The 16,390-nt window shown below is 45.1% G+C and carries 16 protein-coding genes; 7 read left to right on the top strand and 9 right to left on the bottom strand.

Features of this window, described 5'->3' with window-relative positions; translation table 11 throughout:
* Nucleotides 1–27: 27 nt before the first annotated feature.
* The 3 genes from RZO55_RS20695 to RZO55_RS20685 all read right to left on the bottom strand — a co-directional run bounded on the left by RZO55_RS20695 (nucleotide 28) and on the right by RZO55_RS20685 (nucleotide 4,058).
* Nucleotides 28–1,479 carry a carbon starvation CstA family protein gene (locus tag RZO55_RS20695; protein WP_318066163.1) on the bottom strand — a complete coding sequence of 484 codons (1,452 nt, stop codon included), beginning with the start codon at nucleotides 1,477–1,479 and terminating at the stop codon, nucleotides 28–30.
* Nucleotides 1,480–1,591: 112 nt separating this feature from the next.
* A complete protein-coding gene (locus RZO55_RS20690; RefSeq protein WP_318066162.1) occupies nucleotides 1,592–2,311 on the bottom strand; it encodes a LytR/AlgR family response regulator transcription factor in 720 nt (239 codons plus the stop codon).
* On the bottom strand, nucleotides 2,292–4,058 hold the full coding sequence (locus RZO55_RS20685; protein ID WP_318066161.1) for a LytS/YhcK type 5TM receptor domain-containing protein: 1,767 nt from the start codon (nucleotides 4,056–4,058) through the stop codon (nucleotides 2,292–2,294). The genes RZO55_RS20690 and RZO55_RS20685 overlap by 20 nt, the downstream gene beginning before the upstream one ends.
* A 168-nt stretch (nucleotides 4,059–4,226) precedes the next feature.
* Between RZO55_RS20685 and RZO55_RS20680 the strand changes: the two genes are divergently transcribed.
* On the top strand, nucleotides 4,227–4,559 hold the full coding sequence (locus tag RZO55_RS20680; RefSeq protein WP_318066160.1) for a phage holin family protein: 333 nt from the start codon (nucleotides 4,227–4,229) through the stop codon (nucleotides 4,557–4,559).
* 66 nt (nucleotides 4,560–4,625) lie between these two features.
* Here RZO55_RS20680 and asrC read toward each other — a convergent pair whose 3' ends face one another.
* From asrC to RZO55_RS20650, 6 genes are all read right to left on the bottom strand, one after another.
* Nucleotides 4,626–5,588: a sulfite reductase subunit C gene (asrC, locus tag RZO55_RS20675; protein WP_318066159.1), complete on the bottom strand. Its 963-nt coding sequence runs from the start codon at nucleotides 5,586–5,588 to the stop codon at nucleotides 4,626–4,628.
* A gap of 15 nt (nucleotides 5,589–5,603) precedes the next feature.
* A complete protein-coding gene (asrB, locus tag RZO55_RS20670) occupies nucleotides 5,604–6,398 on the bottom strand; it encodes an anaerobic sulfite reductase subunit AsrB (RefSeq protein WP_318066158.1) in 795 nt (264 codons plus the stop codon).
* On the bottom strand, nucleotides 6,388–7,407 hold the full coding sequence (gene asrA, locus RZO55_RS20665; protein ID WP_318066157.1) for an anaerobic sulfite reductase subunit AsrA: 1,020 nt from the start codon (nucleotides 7,405–7,407) through the stop codon (nucleotides 6,388–6,390). Before asrA ends, asrB begins: the two co-directional genes overlap by 11 nt.
* A 1-nt stretch (nucleotide 7,408) precedes the next feature.
* Nucleotides 7,409–8,176, bottom strand: a complete 768-nt coding sequence (locus RZO55_RS20660) for a formate/nitrite transporter family protein (RefSeq protein ID WP_318066156.1) — start codon at nucleotides 8,174–8,176, stop codon at nucleotides 7,409–7,411.
* 82 nt (nucleotides 8,177–8,258) lie between these two features.
* Nucleotides 8,259–8,945: a Crp/Fnr family transcriptional regulator gene (locus RZO55_RS20655; protein ID WP_318066155.1), complete on the bottom strand. Its 687-nt coding sequence runs from the start codon at nucleotides 8,943–8,945 to the stop codon at nucleotides 8,259–8,261.
* A gap of 260 nt (nucleotides 8,946–9,205) precedes the next feature.
* The gene (locus RZO55_RS20650) at nucleotides 9,206–10,747 is read right to left on the bottom strand and encodes an oligosaccharide flippase family protein (protein ID WP_318066154.1); all 1,542 of its coding nucleotides are present in this window, start codon (nucleotides 10,745–10,747) and stop codon (nucleotides 9,206–9,208) included.
* 169 nt (nucleotides 10,748–10,916) lie between these two features.
* On the opposite strand from RZO55_RS20650, the gene nifS reads away from it, so the two are divergent.
* From nifS to RZO55_RS20620, 6 genes are all read left to right on the top strand, one after another.
* Nucleotides 10,917–12,101: a cysteine desulfurase NifS gene (gene nifS, locus RZO55_RS20645; RefSeq protein ID WP_318066153.1), complete on the top strand. Its 1,185-nt coding sequence runs from the start codon at nucleotides 10,917–10,919 to the stop codon at nucleotides 12,099–12,101.
* Between the two features lie 38 nt (nucleotides 12,102–12,139).
* Nucleotides 12,140–12,577, top strand: a complete 438-nt coding sequence (gene nifU, locus RZO55_RS20640; RefSeq protein WP_318066152.1) for a Fe-S cluster assembly scaffold protein NifU — start codon at nucleotides 12,140–12,142, stop codon at nucleotides 12,575–12,577.
* 15 nt (nucleotides 12,578–12,592) lie between these two features.
* Nucleotides 12,593–13,672 (top strand): tRNA 2-thiouridine(34) synthase MnmA, encoded by a 1,080-nt coding sequence (mnmA, locus tag RZO55_RS20635; protein WP_318066151.1) that lies wholly within the window; start codon nucleotides 12,593–12,595, stop codon nucleotides 13,670–13,672.
* Nucleotides 13,669–14,790: an N-acetylmuramoyl-L-alanine amidase gene (locus tag RZO55_RS20630; RefSeq protein ID WP_318066150.1), complete on the top strand. Its 1,122-nt coding sequence runs from the start codon at nucleotides 13,669–13,671 to the stop codon at nucleotides 14,788–14,790. Before mnmA ends, RZO55_RS20630 begins: the two co-directional genes overlap by 4 nt.
* Nucleotides 14,791–14,964: 174 nt before the next feature.
* Entirely contained in the window at nucleotides 14,965–15,855 is an 891-nt protein-coding gene (locus RZO55_RS20625; RefSeq protein ID WP_318066149.1) for a patatin-like phospholipase family protein, read from the top strand.
* 41 nt (nucleotides 15,856–15,896) lie between these two features.
* Nucleotides 15,897–16,385, top strand: a complete 489-nt coding sequence (locus tag RZO55_RS20620; protein WP_318066148.1) for a GNAT family N-acetyltransferase — start codon at nucleotides 15,897–15,899, stop codon at nucleotides 16,383–16,385.
* Nucleotides 16,386–16,390: the final 5 nt, after the last annotated feature.

The raw sequence follows: 16,390 nt of genomic DNA, 5'->3' as shown, positions 1-16,390 counted from the left end.
TCGTCGGCGGTTCCCTTTTCTGACTCTTTAATCTGATTTCGCAGCAGCATACTCAGTCTCACAGGCAGCAGCTTTCGCATGTGAGCCTTTTCCAAGAACCGTAGTATAGCAAAAGATACCAAGGCAGACAGCTGCAAACAAAATTCCGATTGGGTAAGCAATGGTAGTGGAAATTTTCAGTCCCTCCTTCGCCATGAGTATGTAGGTACTTGAAACGGCTGACATAAAGGTTGCAGGAAGCACTGTGATCCAGTAAAAACGTTTTTTCCGGTACAGATAAACGCTTGCAGTCCACAGCGCAATCATAGCCAGTGTCTGATTGCTCCAGGAGAAGTATCTCCAAACGATCTGGACATCAAACTGTGTTAAAACGGATCCCACTGCCAGAAGCGGCACAGTGAGGATCAGGCGGTTCTTTATCGGTTTCTGGTCCAGTTTAAACCAGTCTGACAAGGTCAGACGTGCACTACGGTAAGCGGTGTCTGCAGAAGAAATGGGGCATGCGATGACTCCGATCATTGCGATAACGGCACCAACGGGTCCAAGGAGCTTAAAGCAGATTTCGTAGACGACGCTGGACTGTCCATTTCCAAGTGCTGTTAAAAGACCGCCGGTTCCGTCATAAAAGGCAACCCCTGCAGCAGCCCAGATCAGTGCGATGACACCTTCTGCAACCATGGCTCCATAAAATACCTTTCGTCCGTCCGCTTCATTGGTGAGGCATCGGGCCATTAAAGGAGACTGGGTGGCATGAAAACCGGATATGGCACCACAGGCAACGGAAATAAACATGGTGGGCCAGATCGGTGTCCCGGCAGGATGAAGATTGGAAAGTGTAATTTCCGGAATGTGATACCCCTGAAACAGGATTGCTCCGCCAACACCCAGAGCCATTACAATCAGGCAGATTCCAAAGAAGGGATAGATTTTACCAATCACCTTATCAATGGGAACAAAGGTTGCGACAAAATAGTAAATCAGTACAACTGCCAGCCAGAACCTGGAATTCAACACATGGGGGGTCAGCATAGCCAGGAGGTTAGCAGGACCTGTGGAAAAGGTTACGCCTACCAGAACAAGAAGAACCACGGAAAATACACGCATGATCTGCTTCATGACGGAACCCAGATAGGAACCGGTCAGCTCTGATACACTGGCGCCTTTATGCCGCATGGACATCATACCAATCATGTAATCGTGTACACCGCCGCCTAAAAGAGTACCGAAGGTAATCCACAAAAATACACTGGGACCCCAGCAGGCACCGGCGAGAGCTCCGAAGATGGGACCCAGGCCAGCGATATTTAACAGCTGGATCAGAAAAATACGTGGAGTTCCCATGGGAACGTAGTCACTTCCGTCTGTCATGGCCAGAGCCGGTGTTTCTCTGTCATCCGGGCCAAAAATCTTTTCTGCAATTCTGCTGTAGAAGAAAAAACCTGTAATCAGCAGAAACAGACATAAAAAGAAACTGATCATATACCTACCTCCTAATATTGATAAATCTTCTCGTCACCATTTATTATAGTTAAAAGTGTATAAAAATAAATAAAAAACGGATGAAAAGCAGGTATATATGCATAAACGGTTGTCAGATACCAATGATCTGCCGCAGCTGTTTAATTTTTTCTCTTCCAATGGGCAGAATTTCTTTTTCAAATCCCTGCATTTTAACAGCCATGCTGTTGTTTGCCCAGGGGAACAGTTCGGAAATATAATTCAGATTGATCAGATAGCTTTTGTGGATCCGAAAAAAATTGTAGGAGGAAAGACGCTTCTCGTATTCACCCAGCAGCTGGTTTTCCGTATAATCCCTGGTGACTGTGTGGAGAATGCAGCTTCTGCAGCAGGTTTCGATATAGACGATCTGTCTGATATCAAGAAGTATGATGGTCCGATTGACACTGATGGGAAGCTTGTGTGCAGGGAACAGCTCCTTTTTTTGCTCTCCCTCCAAATCCTGTCTGCATTTTTCAAGAATCCCGCGCAGCCGTTCCGGATCAAACGGTTTTAAAATGTAGTTATTCACACCCAGTTCGAAGGCCTGAACGGCATATTGGGAGTAAGCCGTAGCAAAAACGATCTGGGCATGGGGAAGCATACGTCTGGCTGCGGCAGCCAGTGTAGTTCCTTCCATATCGTTTAAGCTGATATCCAAAAAAAGAATATCAAAGAGATGATGACCAAACAGCTCAAGTGCAGCACAGCCGCTGTCCCCTTCCATGATCTCACTGCCAGGGCAGATCGATAAAATCTGGTGGATCAGTTCTTTTCTTGCCGGCCGCTCATCGTCAATAACTGCGATTTTCATAGTTGATTCCCCCGTTATCAATAGTTAATTCACGTTCCCTTGCTGCCCCATATTCTTCTTCATAGCGGGGATCAGGATTGGCTGGAATGGTAAAATAGAGTTCACAGCCAGAATCGGTGCTTTGGATCTTGAGACCATGCTCCTGACCATAGATGCTTTTTAACCGTTTATGAACATTTTCCAGCCCAAAACCGCCGTAATGTTCCCCATTATACAGCTGGTGTATTATCGACTCAGGAATTCCCGGTCCATTGTCAGAGACGGATATTTTTATAAGATGATTCTCCATTCGGGCGTAAATGGATACGTTGCGGTTTCCGCTTTTATCGAAGCCATAACGCACGGCATTTTCTACCAGAGGCTGCAGAATGAAAGCTGGAAGAAAACAGCTTATTTGTAAGTCGTTCTTAATTTCCGTATGAAGCTTCTCTTCAAATCTGGCTTTTTCCAGCTCTAAATAGCTGGTGACATGATGAAGCTCTGTTTTCAGTGTATGCATATAGGAATTATTCTCCAGCGTCTGACGGTAATACGAGGACAGGGTAAGAAGAAGTTCCCTTGCCCGGTCCGGATTCTCCCGGCAGACATAGGAGATGGTGTTAAGCGAATTATAAAGAAAATGGGGATTGACCTGAGACTGGAGTGCCTGAAATTCCGCTTTGTGCCGCAGCTTTTTCTGGTATTCCAGTTCCGAAAGCTCAAACTGGGTGGAGAAAAGCCTGGCCAGTTCCGAGGCGAAATTTAAGTCAGACTGGGATTGCTGCCAGTGTTTCTTAAAAATCATGGTCAGGCTCCCGGTAATCTGATTCATCTCAATAATGGGGGCTGCCACAATCATATGGTTTTTTAGTATAGAATATAGAGGATCTCCTTTTCCAGCGTAATGGAAAACCGTTGGCTTCCTGTCATGAGTGGAGGCAAGTATGGGAGGAAGAACTGTATCATCTTCCATATCCGAAAGTTCTGAATTGATTTTTATTCCCAGTATCTTCCGGATATCCGTGATCAGAATTCCGGAACAGGAGGTGGACTGAAAAATAATTTCGGCAGCTGCCTGCATATCAGGGGGGCTGTGTAAGCCTTTGCGGAGATGGGGGAGACTTTGCTCCACGATTCCAAGTGCCAGCCGCATACGTTCGGCAAACTGGCTGTCTTCTTCTATAAATACCATATTAAAAGTGCCGAGAAATATCAGCATTCCCAATGCATTCATGGTCATCATGGGAAGTGAAATCAGCTTTATAAGCTGGACGGCTGCAGTAAATGGCCGTGAAACGAGAAGAATAATCACCATCTGAAGAAGCTCTACAAAAAAGGTGAGAAAAAACACACCGGAGCTGTCCATTTTGCCTGCCTTAAAGCGCCGGGAGAATAAGGAGCCTGCAAGACCCTCCACCAGCGTGGAGATGGCACAGGCTACGGCGGTAAATCCACCAATGTCGAACAGATAGCGGTGAAGTGCGCCGATGACAGCAGCACCCATTCCCACAAACGGCCCCCCTAAAAGGCCGGCAGCCAGCACTCCGATCACGCGGGTGTTGACAATGGCCCCCTGAGCCCGGACGCCTGTATAGGTGGATATGATGCTGATGGAACCAAAGATCACGGCCAGCATGACCCCGCAGCCGGCAGAATGCTGATCGTACAGGAGCATGCTCCGGACAATGGGGATTTTGGTCAGCAAAGTTGCGATGAGGACAAGAAGACCGATATTTAACAAAAGACTGAAGAACATAGCAGTGGACATAAGCTTCCCCCTTATACTGGCTGATTTATAACTGGTATAATTATATCAGATATTGCGTAAAAATACAGTGTGTTGTTTTCTGGCAATGTTATTTCAATGGAAACTTGCATTTATTTTTTTCATTTTATATAATGGCTGTAAAAGATGTATTTATTGGAGGAAAGCCGAATGAAGTTATTTATTAAATATATATCGATTATACTGGCAATCTATCTGCTGTCATTTGTATTTAACTCGATTTATATTGGAAGCCTGTCCGCTCTGCTTATTATGGGAATGGTGCTTTTGCTTGTGAATCTTATTATAAGGCCCGTTCTTTTACTCATTACATTACCGGTCAATCTTTTGACACTGGGTTTATTCAGCTTCATTGTAAATGCCTGGACGATCATGATTGCCGATTCTTTGGTGGGAAATATCAGTATGGGCGGTTTTCTTAACTCGCTGATTACTGCTTTTATTATTACGATTTTAAATAATTTATTTCAGGATAAGAAATAAATGCCAATAAAAAGACAGGACTTAAATCCCGGGATAAGGATTCAAGCCCTGTCTTTTTTTATGAATCTAATACTTAACACCCTTCCAGTAGAGTGGCTTATACACATTGGCCTCCTCCGGCAGAGTCACATCTTTCATCGCCCAGCCGCAGAATTCTTCAAATCCGGTCCGGTCCACGATATAACCGATGTGCTCCTTTCCGCCGGGAGCAGTAGTATCAATGTATTTTGCCACATAATCATAGGTATTGAGAATAATTTTTAAAATGCTGTCCTCATCTGCCCATTTAATGAAATCCTCGCCCATACGGGGATTTTTCTTTCCGGTTCGTCCAAGCAGTGTGAGACGGTAAAACTTATCCTGACTTCTGGTCCAGGCTCTGGTGGGGCAGGCAAGCACACATTCCCCGCAGCCGATACAGGTCTCATGATTGCGTGTCACCTTGCAGTTTACTGTTTCAAGAGCTCCCGTTGACTTTCGTTTGCATACCTTTACACAGGCACCGCAGTTGACGCAGCGGTCAGCATCGTAGTGGGGGAGTGTCATCCCCATGATACCGAAATCGTGCATCCGCACTTTGGCACAGTCATTGGGACAGCCTGTCAGTGCGATTTTAAAATGAAGATTGTTGGGGAAAACCGCTTTCTCGATTTTCTTTGCCAGAGCCGCTGTGTTATAGCAGGCATAGGGGCAGACGTTATTGCCGATGCATGCGGTAATATTGCGGGTTCCGGCTGCACTGTAGCCCTGTCCTTTCTCCCCCTGGTTAATATCCAGACCTTCAATAATCGGCTGAAGGAGGGAATTGACCTTTGGAATATCCTCAAATGGTATTCCAGGGATCTCAAATCCCTGCCTGGAGGTAATGTGAACGGTTCCGTTTCCGTAGGTATCCGCAATATTCTGAATCATAGGTAAAAATCTGGCCTCTAAGTGGCCGCCGGGAACCCGGATGCGTGAGGCGGTAAGACCTCTGTGCTTTGTGACCCGGAAAGCATTTTTTTTCAGTTCCTTTGTGTTTGTATCCATAAGACATTCCCCTTTCTAGTCCAAAAGTCTGCGGCCTTTGGTAAATGGAAAGACAGGTCCGTCCAGGCACACATAGGTGTCATCAATTTTACAGTGTCCGCATTTGCCGATTCCGCAGCACATTTTCCGTTCATGGGAAATCCAGATATTTTCTTCTTTCAGTCCGATATCCAAAAGTCCCTGAGTGGTAAAGCGCATCATGGCAGGAGGTCCTACTACGATTGCAGTGGTTTCTTCCTTATTTTTCAGCTTCAGTTTCGGTATATACTGGGTGACCAGCCCAATCTGGCAGGCAGTGTCATCCTCTGCACAGTCAACCGTCAGTATGACTTCCATTGCCTGTTTCCATTTCCCGAAGTCTTCCAGAAAAAGAATGTCCTTTGGTGTCTTAAAGCCGGCGATGAGGGTCATGCCCTTTGTTTCTTCCATATGAGTGGAGAAATAATCAACCACGCCTCTCACAGGAGAAAGTCCCGTTCCGCCGGCTATGACCAGCAGCTCTTTTCCACGGTAATTTTCTAAGTCAAAGCCATTCCCGTAAGGACCTCTTAAAAACAGACTGTCTCCCTGATACCGCTCAAAGATTTCCCCTGTCACCTTTCCTACCCGGCGAATGGTTAAATCAACGGAATCCTCCCGGATGCCGCTGACCGAAATTGGAGCTTCTCCGAATTTTGGTATGGATACCTCAAAAAACTGACCTGGTTTTACTTCTCCATGATAAGCCATGCGGAAGGTGTATTCGATGTCCGTATGGCGGATTACCTCCTTGATCTCAGAACGGAAAGGAAGATATTCGTTATGATTCATTTTCATTAACCTCCTTCATAGCATCTTCCAGCTGATTGATGCAGTGGGAAAATGAGATATACTCCGGACACACATCGTCGCACCGGCCGCAGCCTACACACATATGAATCCCATTGCGCTTCTTGTAATCATATACTTTGTGCATGACTTTAAAGCGCATGCGCTGACCGTTATTCTGGCGGTAGCTGCCGCCTCCGGCCACATCAGTGAAGCCATCTGTCATGCAGGAAGCCCATACTCTGCGGCGCTCTCCAACTTTGCCGTTATCGGTATAAAAAATGTCCTGCATGGTAAAACAGGTACAGGTAGGGCAGACAAAATTACATCGACCGCAGTTGATGCAGCGGCTGTCATATTGTTTCCACATGGACGATTTCATGACATCTAAGGAGAGAGACTCCGGGATATTTACCTGTGTTTCTGTCTCAGATACATAAGAAGGGGTTACATCTGTCTGTTTTGTACAGCCTGAAGCAAACAATTCATCCCATTGGGGATTTTTATTATCAATTCTCACCCCTTCTTTGGAAAGCTCCATAAAAGCATGGTAGTCGTCTGTACGGTTGGTTCCCATGTCCACACAAAAACAGCTCTCGAAGGATTCCTTACAGCCCATAAGTACAAATTTCACCCTGTCCCGAAGACGTTTATAATATGGATCTTCTGCGCCGTTATTAAGATACATGGTATCTAAACGTTTCACTGCATGAAGATCGCAGCTGCGCAGAAAAATGATGGCCTGCTTTACCGGACCTTCCGGTTCTTTCACGGAATCTTCCGTAAAATAAAATAAGGTTTCCGAGATAGGAAGCAGAATCTCTTTAAAAGAGAAATCTGATTTTTTATCATATACAATTTCTTCAAAAGACTGGATTTCGCCGTAATGAACCGCATCTGTATCAGAAAATGCCCCTCCGTTTTTCACCAGCATGGGAGCATAGATGACGGAATCCTTTTTCCACTGGCAAAACACCTCATTGACTTCTTTTAAATTCAGGATATATCCCATGCTATGCCTCCTTTTTTCTGGAAATCAGATAGTAGGGAACAGCCGTAAATAAGATACCGCCTGCCATATTGCCAAAAGTTACAACCAGAATATTGTAAAAATATCCGGAAAGGGAAACTGCCGCATTGCCTGGGCTTAAGATTCCCACAGTGAGCAGAGTCATGTTGGCAATGCTGTGCTCATAACCGCTTGTAATAAACGCAAAGAGACACCAGAATACCATAATTAATTTCCCGCTTTCTGATTTACAGCGGAAGCCGCACCAGATAGCAAGGCATACTAAGATGTTGCAGAGAACTGCTCTTAAAAAGAGGGGGATAAGGGGAATTGCCATCTTGGCAGCAGCAGCATTTGCCATGAATTCTCCTACAGGACCCTTTGTCAGCCCTGCGCCCCAGAAAATCAGGGCTAAAAGAATGGACCCGGCCCAGTTTCCAAGTAAACAGACCACCCACAGCTTTCCCGCCTCTGCGACTGTGGCCGTACCACTGAAAACTCCGCCTGCCATAATTAAATTATTGCCGGTAAACAGTTCCGCACCTGCCATGACAACAAGACTGAGGGCGATACCAAAGGATGCACCCATAATAATCTTGACGTAAGGCTGATCTGAGATCATTCCTCCTGCGGAAAAAATAAGCAGGATTCCAAAACCCACATAAATGCCTGCCAGCATGGCTGCAACCCAGTAGCCAGCAGGATTGTTTTTAAGAAACTTTGATTTGTTTTCCGCTGCTTTTGATAACATTGAATATTCTTCCTGAAACATAAATAGCCTCCTTTGTTTATTTTTTATCAAACTACCCGTAAATCAGTATAATTGACAAATAAAAAAATCACCGTGATCAAAATCACGGTGACTTAAAAAAAACAGACAGGGCGTCTCTGTCAGGGATAATAAATTTCCCCCGCTGGACATGAACCAGCCCCTGTTCCGTTAAATGCTTCAACTGACGGGATACAGTTTCCCGTCTGGACCCTAACATATCGGCCAGATAAGTAACGCTTAAATCCATATTGATTAAGGTCCCTTCCTCATGGGGAATTCCATAATCCTTAGACAGGCGCCACAGCTTAGCTGCAATCTTCTTTTCCCCATGTACGGAGTTGGAAGTGTTCTTTAGCTGTCGGTATAAACGCCTGTTTTTTAACGCCAGGGAATCAAGAATCAGTTTCGTCAGTTCAAAATCCTGACGCATGACAGCCAGAAGATCCGTCTTCCCAAAGCACAGAACCAGAGAAGATTCGAATGCTTCGCAGTTAATGGAAGCGGGCATATTCTGTAAAACCTCTTCATTAACCAATTCCCCTTTTCCTAAAAGAAAAACCGTTTTTCTTTCTCCCTGGGAATTGATTTTATACAGGGATACGAATCCATCTATTACAATATAAAGAGTATGGCTCATTTCTTTATCCCAATATAAGTGTGCCCCTTTTGGAAAATGACGGAGGCTGCCGCAGGCAATCAGTGCAGCAGCTGATTTTTCTGATATGTTTTTGAAAAATTCAATACTGAAACAGGCTTCTTTGATATCCATTAATCCGCTTCATAAAGAAGCTCTTACACCTGCCTTTCATTTGCATGCTGTATCCAAGTATTATACTATACCATGAAATTCAACGCAAGGAGCAGGAAAATAGTGCTTTGAAAAAGTGTCCGTACTCCAAATGGGGCATAGCAGCAGATAGGTCCCTGACTATGCCCCAAACAAGAATACGCAATGTCAGAGCTGCCATGTAACAGCAAAAAATCCCCAGAACATCTCAGTTCTGAGGATTTTCACCTGGCTTACTTCTTTCAGTCTTCACCGTGTTTCATAACATGAGCCCCCAATAGCAGCACCAGATAAAAGATACTTACGATTCCAATATGTATCGCAGATTTAATAAACAGGGGCAGGCCCGCAAATGGATCGGCAAAGGAAAAAACGGCATAATAGATTCCGATTGCCAGTATCATGAGAGCCGACGGCTTTGCGATCATATCCCATGCGTTCCACATAAAATCCACCATTTTCCTTAAAGTAAGCACATGCATGAACGCCAGCAGCAGTTCGCTTGCCAGTGCGCCAACCAGATAGGCGAATATTCCCAGCCGCGGGATACCAAAAATCACAAACAAAAGCCGTAATGTCATGGCGATTACATTCTGGGTAAAGGTAATGGAGGTTTTGCCAAGTCCGTTTAAGATACTTCCCATGGTGGTGGCCATATAAAGAAATGGGCAGAGCCATGCCAGCACAGTCATGTACTGCCCGGCAGAACTGTCTTTAAATACACTGACTCCCAGGTCCTCCCCGAATAAGGTAAAGATTCCAATGCAGAGAATTCCCACATACATACAGTACCTAAGAGACATGGAGATAGCGGTTCCGATCCGTTTTTCATTGCCTTCGGACTGAGCTTCTGCTACTGTTGGCAGTAAAAGTACTGCGAGAGAATTAAATACGGTGGAGGGGAACAAAATAAAGGGCAGCGCCATACCGGTTAACACGCCGTATACGGAAAATGCGGCTGAATCGGAAAGACCCGACATCTGCAGTCTGCTGGGAATCAGAATGGCCTCCGCACTGGCAAGAATATTTAAAACCAGCCTATTTCCCATAAGAGGAAGTGCAAGATGCATGAGTCCCGGAGCTGTTTCACTAAAATGGGAGGAATCATAAGCAAAGTCTTTGGCAATAACCGGCGGAAAAAAACGGTAGGCAAAAACGGTAAACAGAGAGGAGGCAACTTCTCCGATTAAGTGGCCAATGACGGCCAGCTGAACAGTAATAGTGATTCCTGACTGGATCATGATATCGGCAATGAGGAAAACGGCACCGATTCTTATCATCTGTTCCATGATCTGTGCCAATGCCGGAACAGAGGGACGCTGCATACCATAATAATAACCGTTGATACAGGCATGAATGGCTGCGCACGGAACCGATACTGCAAGAAATATAAGGAGAGGTGCACAGCGCGGTTCCATTAATATGGAACCTGCAATAAAATCTTTAAACTGAACAATGAGATAAGCCAGTATCATGGAAATAGCCACTGAGATGATCAGACCACTTCTGAATAAAGAACGGCCCTTCTTCACATTAGCGGCTACGGACTGGGATATAGCGGTTTGTATGGAGCCTGCACAAAGAGCAAAGCAGATTCCAAACACCGGATGAATCAGATTAAAGATACCCAGACCCTCAGCTCCGATGGTACGGGAGAGGAAGATCCGGTAAAAAAAACCCAGCACCCGGGTGATGAGCCCGGCTGACGTAAGAAGAAGCGTGCCGGTCAGAAGCGCATATTTCCTTTTTGAAAGTTTCCTGGGGATCTTTAGAGAATCATTCATGAAATCTCCTGAAAAAGAGAATTATTATAAATATATGGAAATTGTTCTTTCTTCATGACATAATCATAATGAGAATCATTCCTATTGAATTTCTAGGAAATGTGTGTATAATAGAAAATGTAGATGAAGCTTTTAACTTTAGAACTACAGAAAGGCGGAACTAACAAATATGAAACAACTGATTTATCTAGACAACGCAGCGACGACCAAAACCAGACCAGAGGTCGTAGAAGCCATGCTGCCTTACTTTACGGAATATTATGGTAATCCATCTTCCGTATACGAATTTTCCGGTATTTCAAAGAAAGCGGTTCAGGAATCCAGAGAGATCATCGCGAATTCTCTTGGAGCCAAGACAAACGAGATTTATTTTACAGCAGGCGGTTCTGAATCCGACAACTGGGCGCTTATTGCAACAGCAGAAGCCTATGCAGAAAAAGGAAAACACATTATTACCAGCAAAATCGAACATCATGCCGCGCTCCATACCTGTGAGTATTTAGAGAAACGCGGTTTTGATATCACGTATCTGAATGTAGATGAGAATGGATCCATAAAGTTAGACGAGCTGAAAAAAGCCATTCGTCCTGACACCATCCTCATTTCTATCATGTTTGCCAATAATGAGATCGGCACCATTGAGCCCATTAAGGAAATTGGTGAGATAGCAAAAGAGCATAATATCTTATTCCATACCGATGCAGTTCAGGCATACGGTCATGTGCCGATTAACGTAGATGAATACCATATTGATATGTTAAGTGCCAGCGGTCACAAGATTAACGGACCAAAGGGAATTGGATTTTTATATATCAGAACCGGCGTCAAGTCCAGGTCCTTTATTCATGGAGGCGGACAGGAGAGAAAGCGCCGTGCAGGAACAGAAAATGTAACGGGAATTGTAGGTTTCGGTAAAGCGGTTGAGCTTGCAGTGGCAGGAATGGAAGAAAGAACCCGCAAAGAGACCGAGCTTCGTGAATATTTAATGGAACGTGTGATGAAAGAAGTTCCATACACCAGAATTAACGGCAGCAAAAAGAGCCGCCTTTCCAATAATGTAAATTTTGCCTTCCAGTTTATTGAGGGAGAATCCTTACTGATTATGCTGGATATGAAAGGAATCTGCGGATCCAGCGGTTCTGCCTGTACTTCCGGTTCCTTAGATCCGTCTCATGTACTGTTGGCAATTGGCCTTCCTCATGAGATCGCCCATGGCTCTCTTCGTCTGACTCTTGACGAGGAAAATACTATGGAAGAGATGGATTATGTGGTGGAAGCTATTAAGGAGATCGTGGCCAAACTGCGCAGCATGTCTCCTCTTTATGAGGATTATATCAAGCATCAGGGGAACTAACAGAGGGTAGATGAATTACCGGAAATGGAGAATAGAATATGTATACAGAAAAAGTAATGGATCATTTTGAGCACCCGAGAAATGTGGGTGAAATAGAGAATGCCAGTGGCATGGGTACAGTTGGAAATGCAAAATGCGGCGATATTATGAGAATTTATCTGGATATCGATGACAACCAGATTATTCAGGATGTTAAGTTTAAAACCTTTGGCTGTGGTGCGGCAGTTGCTACCAGCAGCATGGCTACAGAGATGGTAAAAGGAAAATCAATTCAGGAAGCGATGGAGGTAACCAATAAGGCTGTATGTGAGGCACTTGATGGTCTGCCCCCTGTAAAAGTACACTGCTCCCTGCTTGCCGAAGAAGCAATCCATGCGGCGTTGTGGGATTACGCAATCAAGCATGACATTAAGATTGAAGGTTTACAAAAACCAAAGTCAGATATCGGTGAGGAAGAAGTAGAAGAAGAATATTAATGGAAATGGGATTCTATGAAAAAAGCGAAAGTAGTAGTAGGAATGTCAGGCGGCGTGGATTCTTCCGTTGCAGCCTGGCTGTTAAAGGAACAAGGCTATGACGTAATCGGCGTAACCATGCAGATCTGGCAGGATGAGGATAACGTGACTCAGGAAGAGAACGGTGGCTGCTGCGGGCTCAGTGCCGTAGACGATGCCAGAAGAGTTGCCTGGGATCTGGGGATTCCCTATTATGTTATGAATTTTAAAGAAGAATTCAAATCCCAGGTAATTGATTACTTTGTAGACGAATACCAGAGAGGCCGCACTCCCAACCCCTGTATCGCCTGCAACCGTTATGTCAAGTGGGAATCTCTTTTAAAGCGCAGCCTGGATATCGGAGCGGATTATATTGCTACAGGCCATTACGCCCAGATTGATCAGCTTCCCAACGGCCGATATGCCTTAAAGAAGTCCGTAACTGCCGCAAAAGACCAGACATATGCGCTTTATAACTTAACCCAGGAGCAGCTTGCCTGTACCCTGATGCCGGTAGGTGCCTATTCCAAGGATCAGATCAGGGAAATTGCTGACCGGATCAATCTGAAAGTGGCTCATAAGCCTGACAGTCAGGAGATCTGCTTTATTCCGGATCATGATTATGCGGGATTTATAGAAGAGAACGCAGGGGAGAGAGCGCCGGAAGGTGATTTTGTGGACTTAAATGGCCAGGTGATTGGACGTCATAAAGGCATCACTCATTACACAGTAGGACAGAGAAAAGGTCTAAATCTATCTCTTGGTTATCCGGTTTTTGTAGTTGAGATACGTCCTGAGACAAACGAAGTGGTGATCGGAAAAGGAGAGGATGTTTATTCAGGCACTCTCTGCGCCGGACATTTAAACTGGATGGCAGTTGATGGTCTTCATGGAGAAGAGATGGAGGTAATGGCAAAGATCCGTTACAGCCATAAAGGTGCAGCCTGTACCATAAAAGAATTGGAAGAGGGCGTGGTGGAATGCAGATTTAAAGAACCGCAGAGGGCGATCACTCCAGGACAGGCCGTGGTATTCTATCAGGGTGAGTATGTAGTGGGAGGAGGAACTATACTGTGATAATCAGAAAGAACAGATGGCTGTTTCTGATGGCTCTGCTGTTAAGTCTCTTCCTTCTTTCCGGCTGCGGGAAAAAGTATGAGGAAGTACAGAGGCCGGTTGTGGAAGAGGCCAATAGTGGTTTGAGCGAAGAGGAAAAGTCCGCTCCGGTGACCATTGAATACGGAGAGAGAGAGGGAACGGCTGCGGAAAAAATTTCCCACGAAGCTTCCGTGACAACAGAGACAGCTCCTGAATTTCAAAAAGCAAATGAGACGGTCTATATCACAGGCAGCGGAGTGAATGTAAGAACACAGCCTTCTGTCACCAGCCAGATAGCGGCCACTCTTAATCAGGGTGCAGCTTTAGAACGAACCGGATACAGCCAGAGCTGGAGCCGGGTTATCTATGAGAATAAGGAATGCTACGTGTCTTCCAGGTATTTATCTGCTGATAAACCAGCGGATCAGCCGGCCCAGGCACCAGTCATATCAGGAAGCGGAAATGGCAGACTGATTGCCATTGATCCGGGACACCAGGCGAAGGGAAATTCAGAGAAGGAACCCATCGGACCCGGCTCAACACAGATGAAAGCCAAGGTAGCATCCGGAACCCAGGGATCTGCTACCGGAATACCGGAGTACAAGCTCACTCTGGCAGTTTCCCTGAAATTAAAGCAGGAACTGCTCAACAGAGGTTACCGGGTCTATATGATTCGTGAAACCGATGATGTCAATATCAGTAATGCGCAGCGGGCTAATATGGCAAATGAAAGCGGAGCGGATATTTTCATAAGAGTTCATGCAAATTCCTTAAATGACAGATCCATAGCGGGTGCCCTGACTATGTGCCAGACTTCAAAAAATCCTTATAACAGCAATCTCTATGGTAAAAGTGCAGCACTGTCAAAAACAGTGGTGAATGGAATCAGCAGTCAGACCGGATTTAGAAACCGTGGGGTTCAGGAGACGGATTCCATGAGCGGAATTAACTGGTGCAAGATACCTGTAACCATTGTGGAGATGGGCTTTATGAGTAATGCTGAAGAAGATAAGAAGATGGCAACGGATGAATACCGGGACAAGATTGCAAAAGGAATCGCAGATGGTATCGATGCCTATTATGCAGGCGGAAACTGATATCCATTCCGTTTCGCAATACAGACATCTATGAAAAGCCGGGAAGCAGGCGTGGTTTAATCCATACTGCTTTCCGGCTTTTCTGTTATTTTCACCCCGTTTAAAGGTCATAATAGACCATGAAAGGGCATACATTTTCCTGAAACGTTTCTACCAGGCAAGGAGAAGAGTAACATGGCAGATTATGGGCTTGCGTTATCAGGAGGAGGAACCAAAGGAGCGATTCACGTAGGCGTTCTTACAGCATTGGAAGAAAACGGTCTTTTGCCTGACCGGATTGCAGGAGCCAGTGCGGGCAGCATAGTGGCAGGACTTTACGCTTCCGGAATGGACATCGGTGCGTTGAGAGAAAACGTAAGATGGCTGGCAAAACATGGAGATCATTATATAGATCCCAATATTCTGGGAGTTCTGTTGTTTCTGCCCCAGGTGCTGCTTCACAGAAGTCCTTCATTGATGGGGTTAATCAAAGGCAACCGGCTTTTGCATTATCTTTGCGATTTAACCGACGGACTGGAGATACAGGATTGCCAGAAGGGTCTTTTGATTCCCACAGTTGACTTAAACAGCGGAAACACCGTTGTGTTCACCAACTTATTTGAAGAGAAGGCACCTATATCTGCGCTTCGGGAGGAGAATGTGAAGTGGCAGAAAAACGGGCTGTTATGTGATATTATGATGGCCAGTTCATCTGTTCCGGCCGTGTTTTCCCCAAGGCAGATTAACGGTTATATGCTGGTGGATGGAGGAGTGACTAATAATCTGCCAGTAGATCTGTTTATATCAACAGGAGAATCCAGAGTGATGGCAGTCGATATCGGAGATACCTATGAGATGCCCAAAGATCATTCCATCATGGAAATTGCATTTCATTCGTTTTCTATTATGAGCAGAGAATTAAAAGACTGCCGTTCCAGCGGTGAAATCTTTCTTCTAAAGCCGCCAATCCCCAAGGGGGCAGGGCTTCTGACTTTTGAATACATGGAGGAATGTATGGAGAGTGGATATGTATATACGAAAAAAATGATGCCAAGGATCAGGCGTGCTCTGGAAAAAACAATTTAAATACGGTATACTATATAAAATTGACACATAGGAGGAAAAATATGGAACTGACTTTTCGACATGCAGAGGAATCTGATACATCACTGATTCTGGAATTTATCAAAGCACTGGCAGAGTATGAGAAGATGCTTGATGAGGTGGTGGCGTCAGAGGAGCTGCTAAAAAAATGGCTGTTTGATGAGAAAAAAGCAGAAGTGCTCTTTGCCCTGGCTGATGGGAAAGAAGTTGGATTTGCACTGTTTTTCCATAATTTCTCTACGTTTCTGGGCAGAGCCGGGATTTATCTGGAAGACTTGTTTGTAAAACCTGAGTATAGAGGGAAGGGTATCGGAAAAGCAATTTTTAAAAAATTAGGTGCTATTGCAAGAGAGCGGGGCTGTGGAAGACTGGAGTGGTGGTGTCTGGACTGGAATCAGCCCAGCATTGACTTTTACCGTTCCATGGGAGCCGAGTCTATGGATGAATGGACTGTTTACCGAATTGCTGGTCAGAAATTAGATGCTTTGGCGGATTCCGGGGAAAATAAATAGAAAAA

Source organism: Clostridium boliviensis, assembly GCF_033342255.1.
GTDB lineage: Bacteria > Bacillota > Clostridia > Lachnospirales > Lachnospiraceae > Lacrimispora > Lacrimispora boliviensis.
Note: the sequence above shows the minus strand (reverse complement) of the source record. Positions and strands in the feature narration are given on the sequence as shown.

What these genes read in the sequence shown, in the direction of transcription:
- RZO55_RS20695 (WP_318066163.1), bottom strand. Translation starts at nt 1,479, where the DNA reads ATGATCAGTTTCTTTTTATGTCTGTTTCTGCTGATTACAGGTTTTTTC.
- RZO55_RS20690 (WP_318066162.1), bottom strand. Translation starts at nt 2,311, where the DNA reads ATGAAAATCGCAGTTATTGACGATGAGCGGCCGGCAAGAAAAGAACTG.
- RZO55_RS20685 (WP_318066161.1), bottom strand. Translation starts at nt 4,058, where the DNA reads ATGTCCACTGCTATGTTCTTCAGTCTTTTGTTAAATATCGGTCTTCTT.
- RZO55_RS20680 (WP_318066160.1), top strand. Translation starts at nt 4,227, where the DNA reads ATGAAGTTATTTATTAAATATATATCGATTATACTGGCAATCTATCTG.
- asrC (WP_318066159.1), bottom strand. Translation starts at nt 5,588, where the DNA reads ATGGATACAAACACAAAGGAACTGAAAAAAAATGCTTTCCGGGTCACA.
- asrB (WP_318066158.1), bottom strand. Translation starts at nt 6,398, where the DNA reads ATGAATCATAACGAATATCTTCCTTTCCGTTCTGAGATCAAGGAGGTA.
- asrA (WP_318066157.1), bottom strand. Translation starts at nt 7,407, where the DNA reads ATGGGATATATCCTGAATTTAAAAGAAGTCAATGAGGTGTTTTGCCAG.
- RZO55_RS20660 (WP_318066156.1), bottom strand. Translation starts at nt 8,176, where the DNA reads ATGTTTCAGGAAGAATATTCAATGTTATCAAAAGCAGCGGAAAACAAA.
- RZO55_RS20655 (WP_318066155.1), bottom strand. Translation starts at nt 8,945, where the DNA reads ATGGATATCAAAGAAGCCTGTTTCAGTATTGAATTTTTCAAAAACATA.
- RZO55_RS20650 (WP_318066154.1), bottom strand. Translation starts at nt 10,747, where the DNA reads ATGAATGATTCTCTAAAGATCCCCAGGAAACTTTCAAAAAGGAAATAT.
- nifS (WP_318066153.1), top strand. Translation starts at nt 10,917, where the DNA reads ATGAAACAACTGATTTATCTAGACAACGCAGCGACGACCAAAACCAGA.
- nifU (WP_318066152.1), top strand. Translation starts at nt 12,140, where the DNA reads ATGTATACAGAAAAAGTAATGGATCATTTTGAGCACCCGAGAAATGTG.
- mnmA (WP_318066151.1), top strand. Translation starts at nt 12,593, where the DNA reads ATGAAAAAAGCGAAAGTAGTAGTAGGAATGTCAGGCGGCGTGGATTCT.
- RZO55_RS20625 (WP_318066149.1), top strand. Translation starts at nt 14,965, where the DNA reads ATGGCAGATTATGGGCTTGCGTTATCAGGAGGAGGAACCAAAGGAGCG.
- RZO55_RS20620 (WP_318066148.1), top strand. Translation starts at nt 15,897, where the DNA reads ATGGAACTGACTTTTCGACATGCAGAGGAATCTGATACATCACTGATT.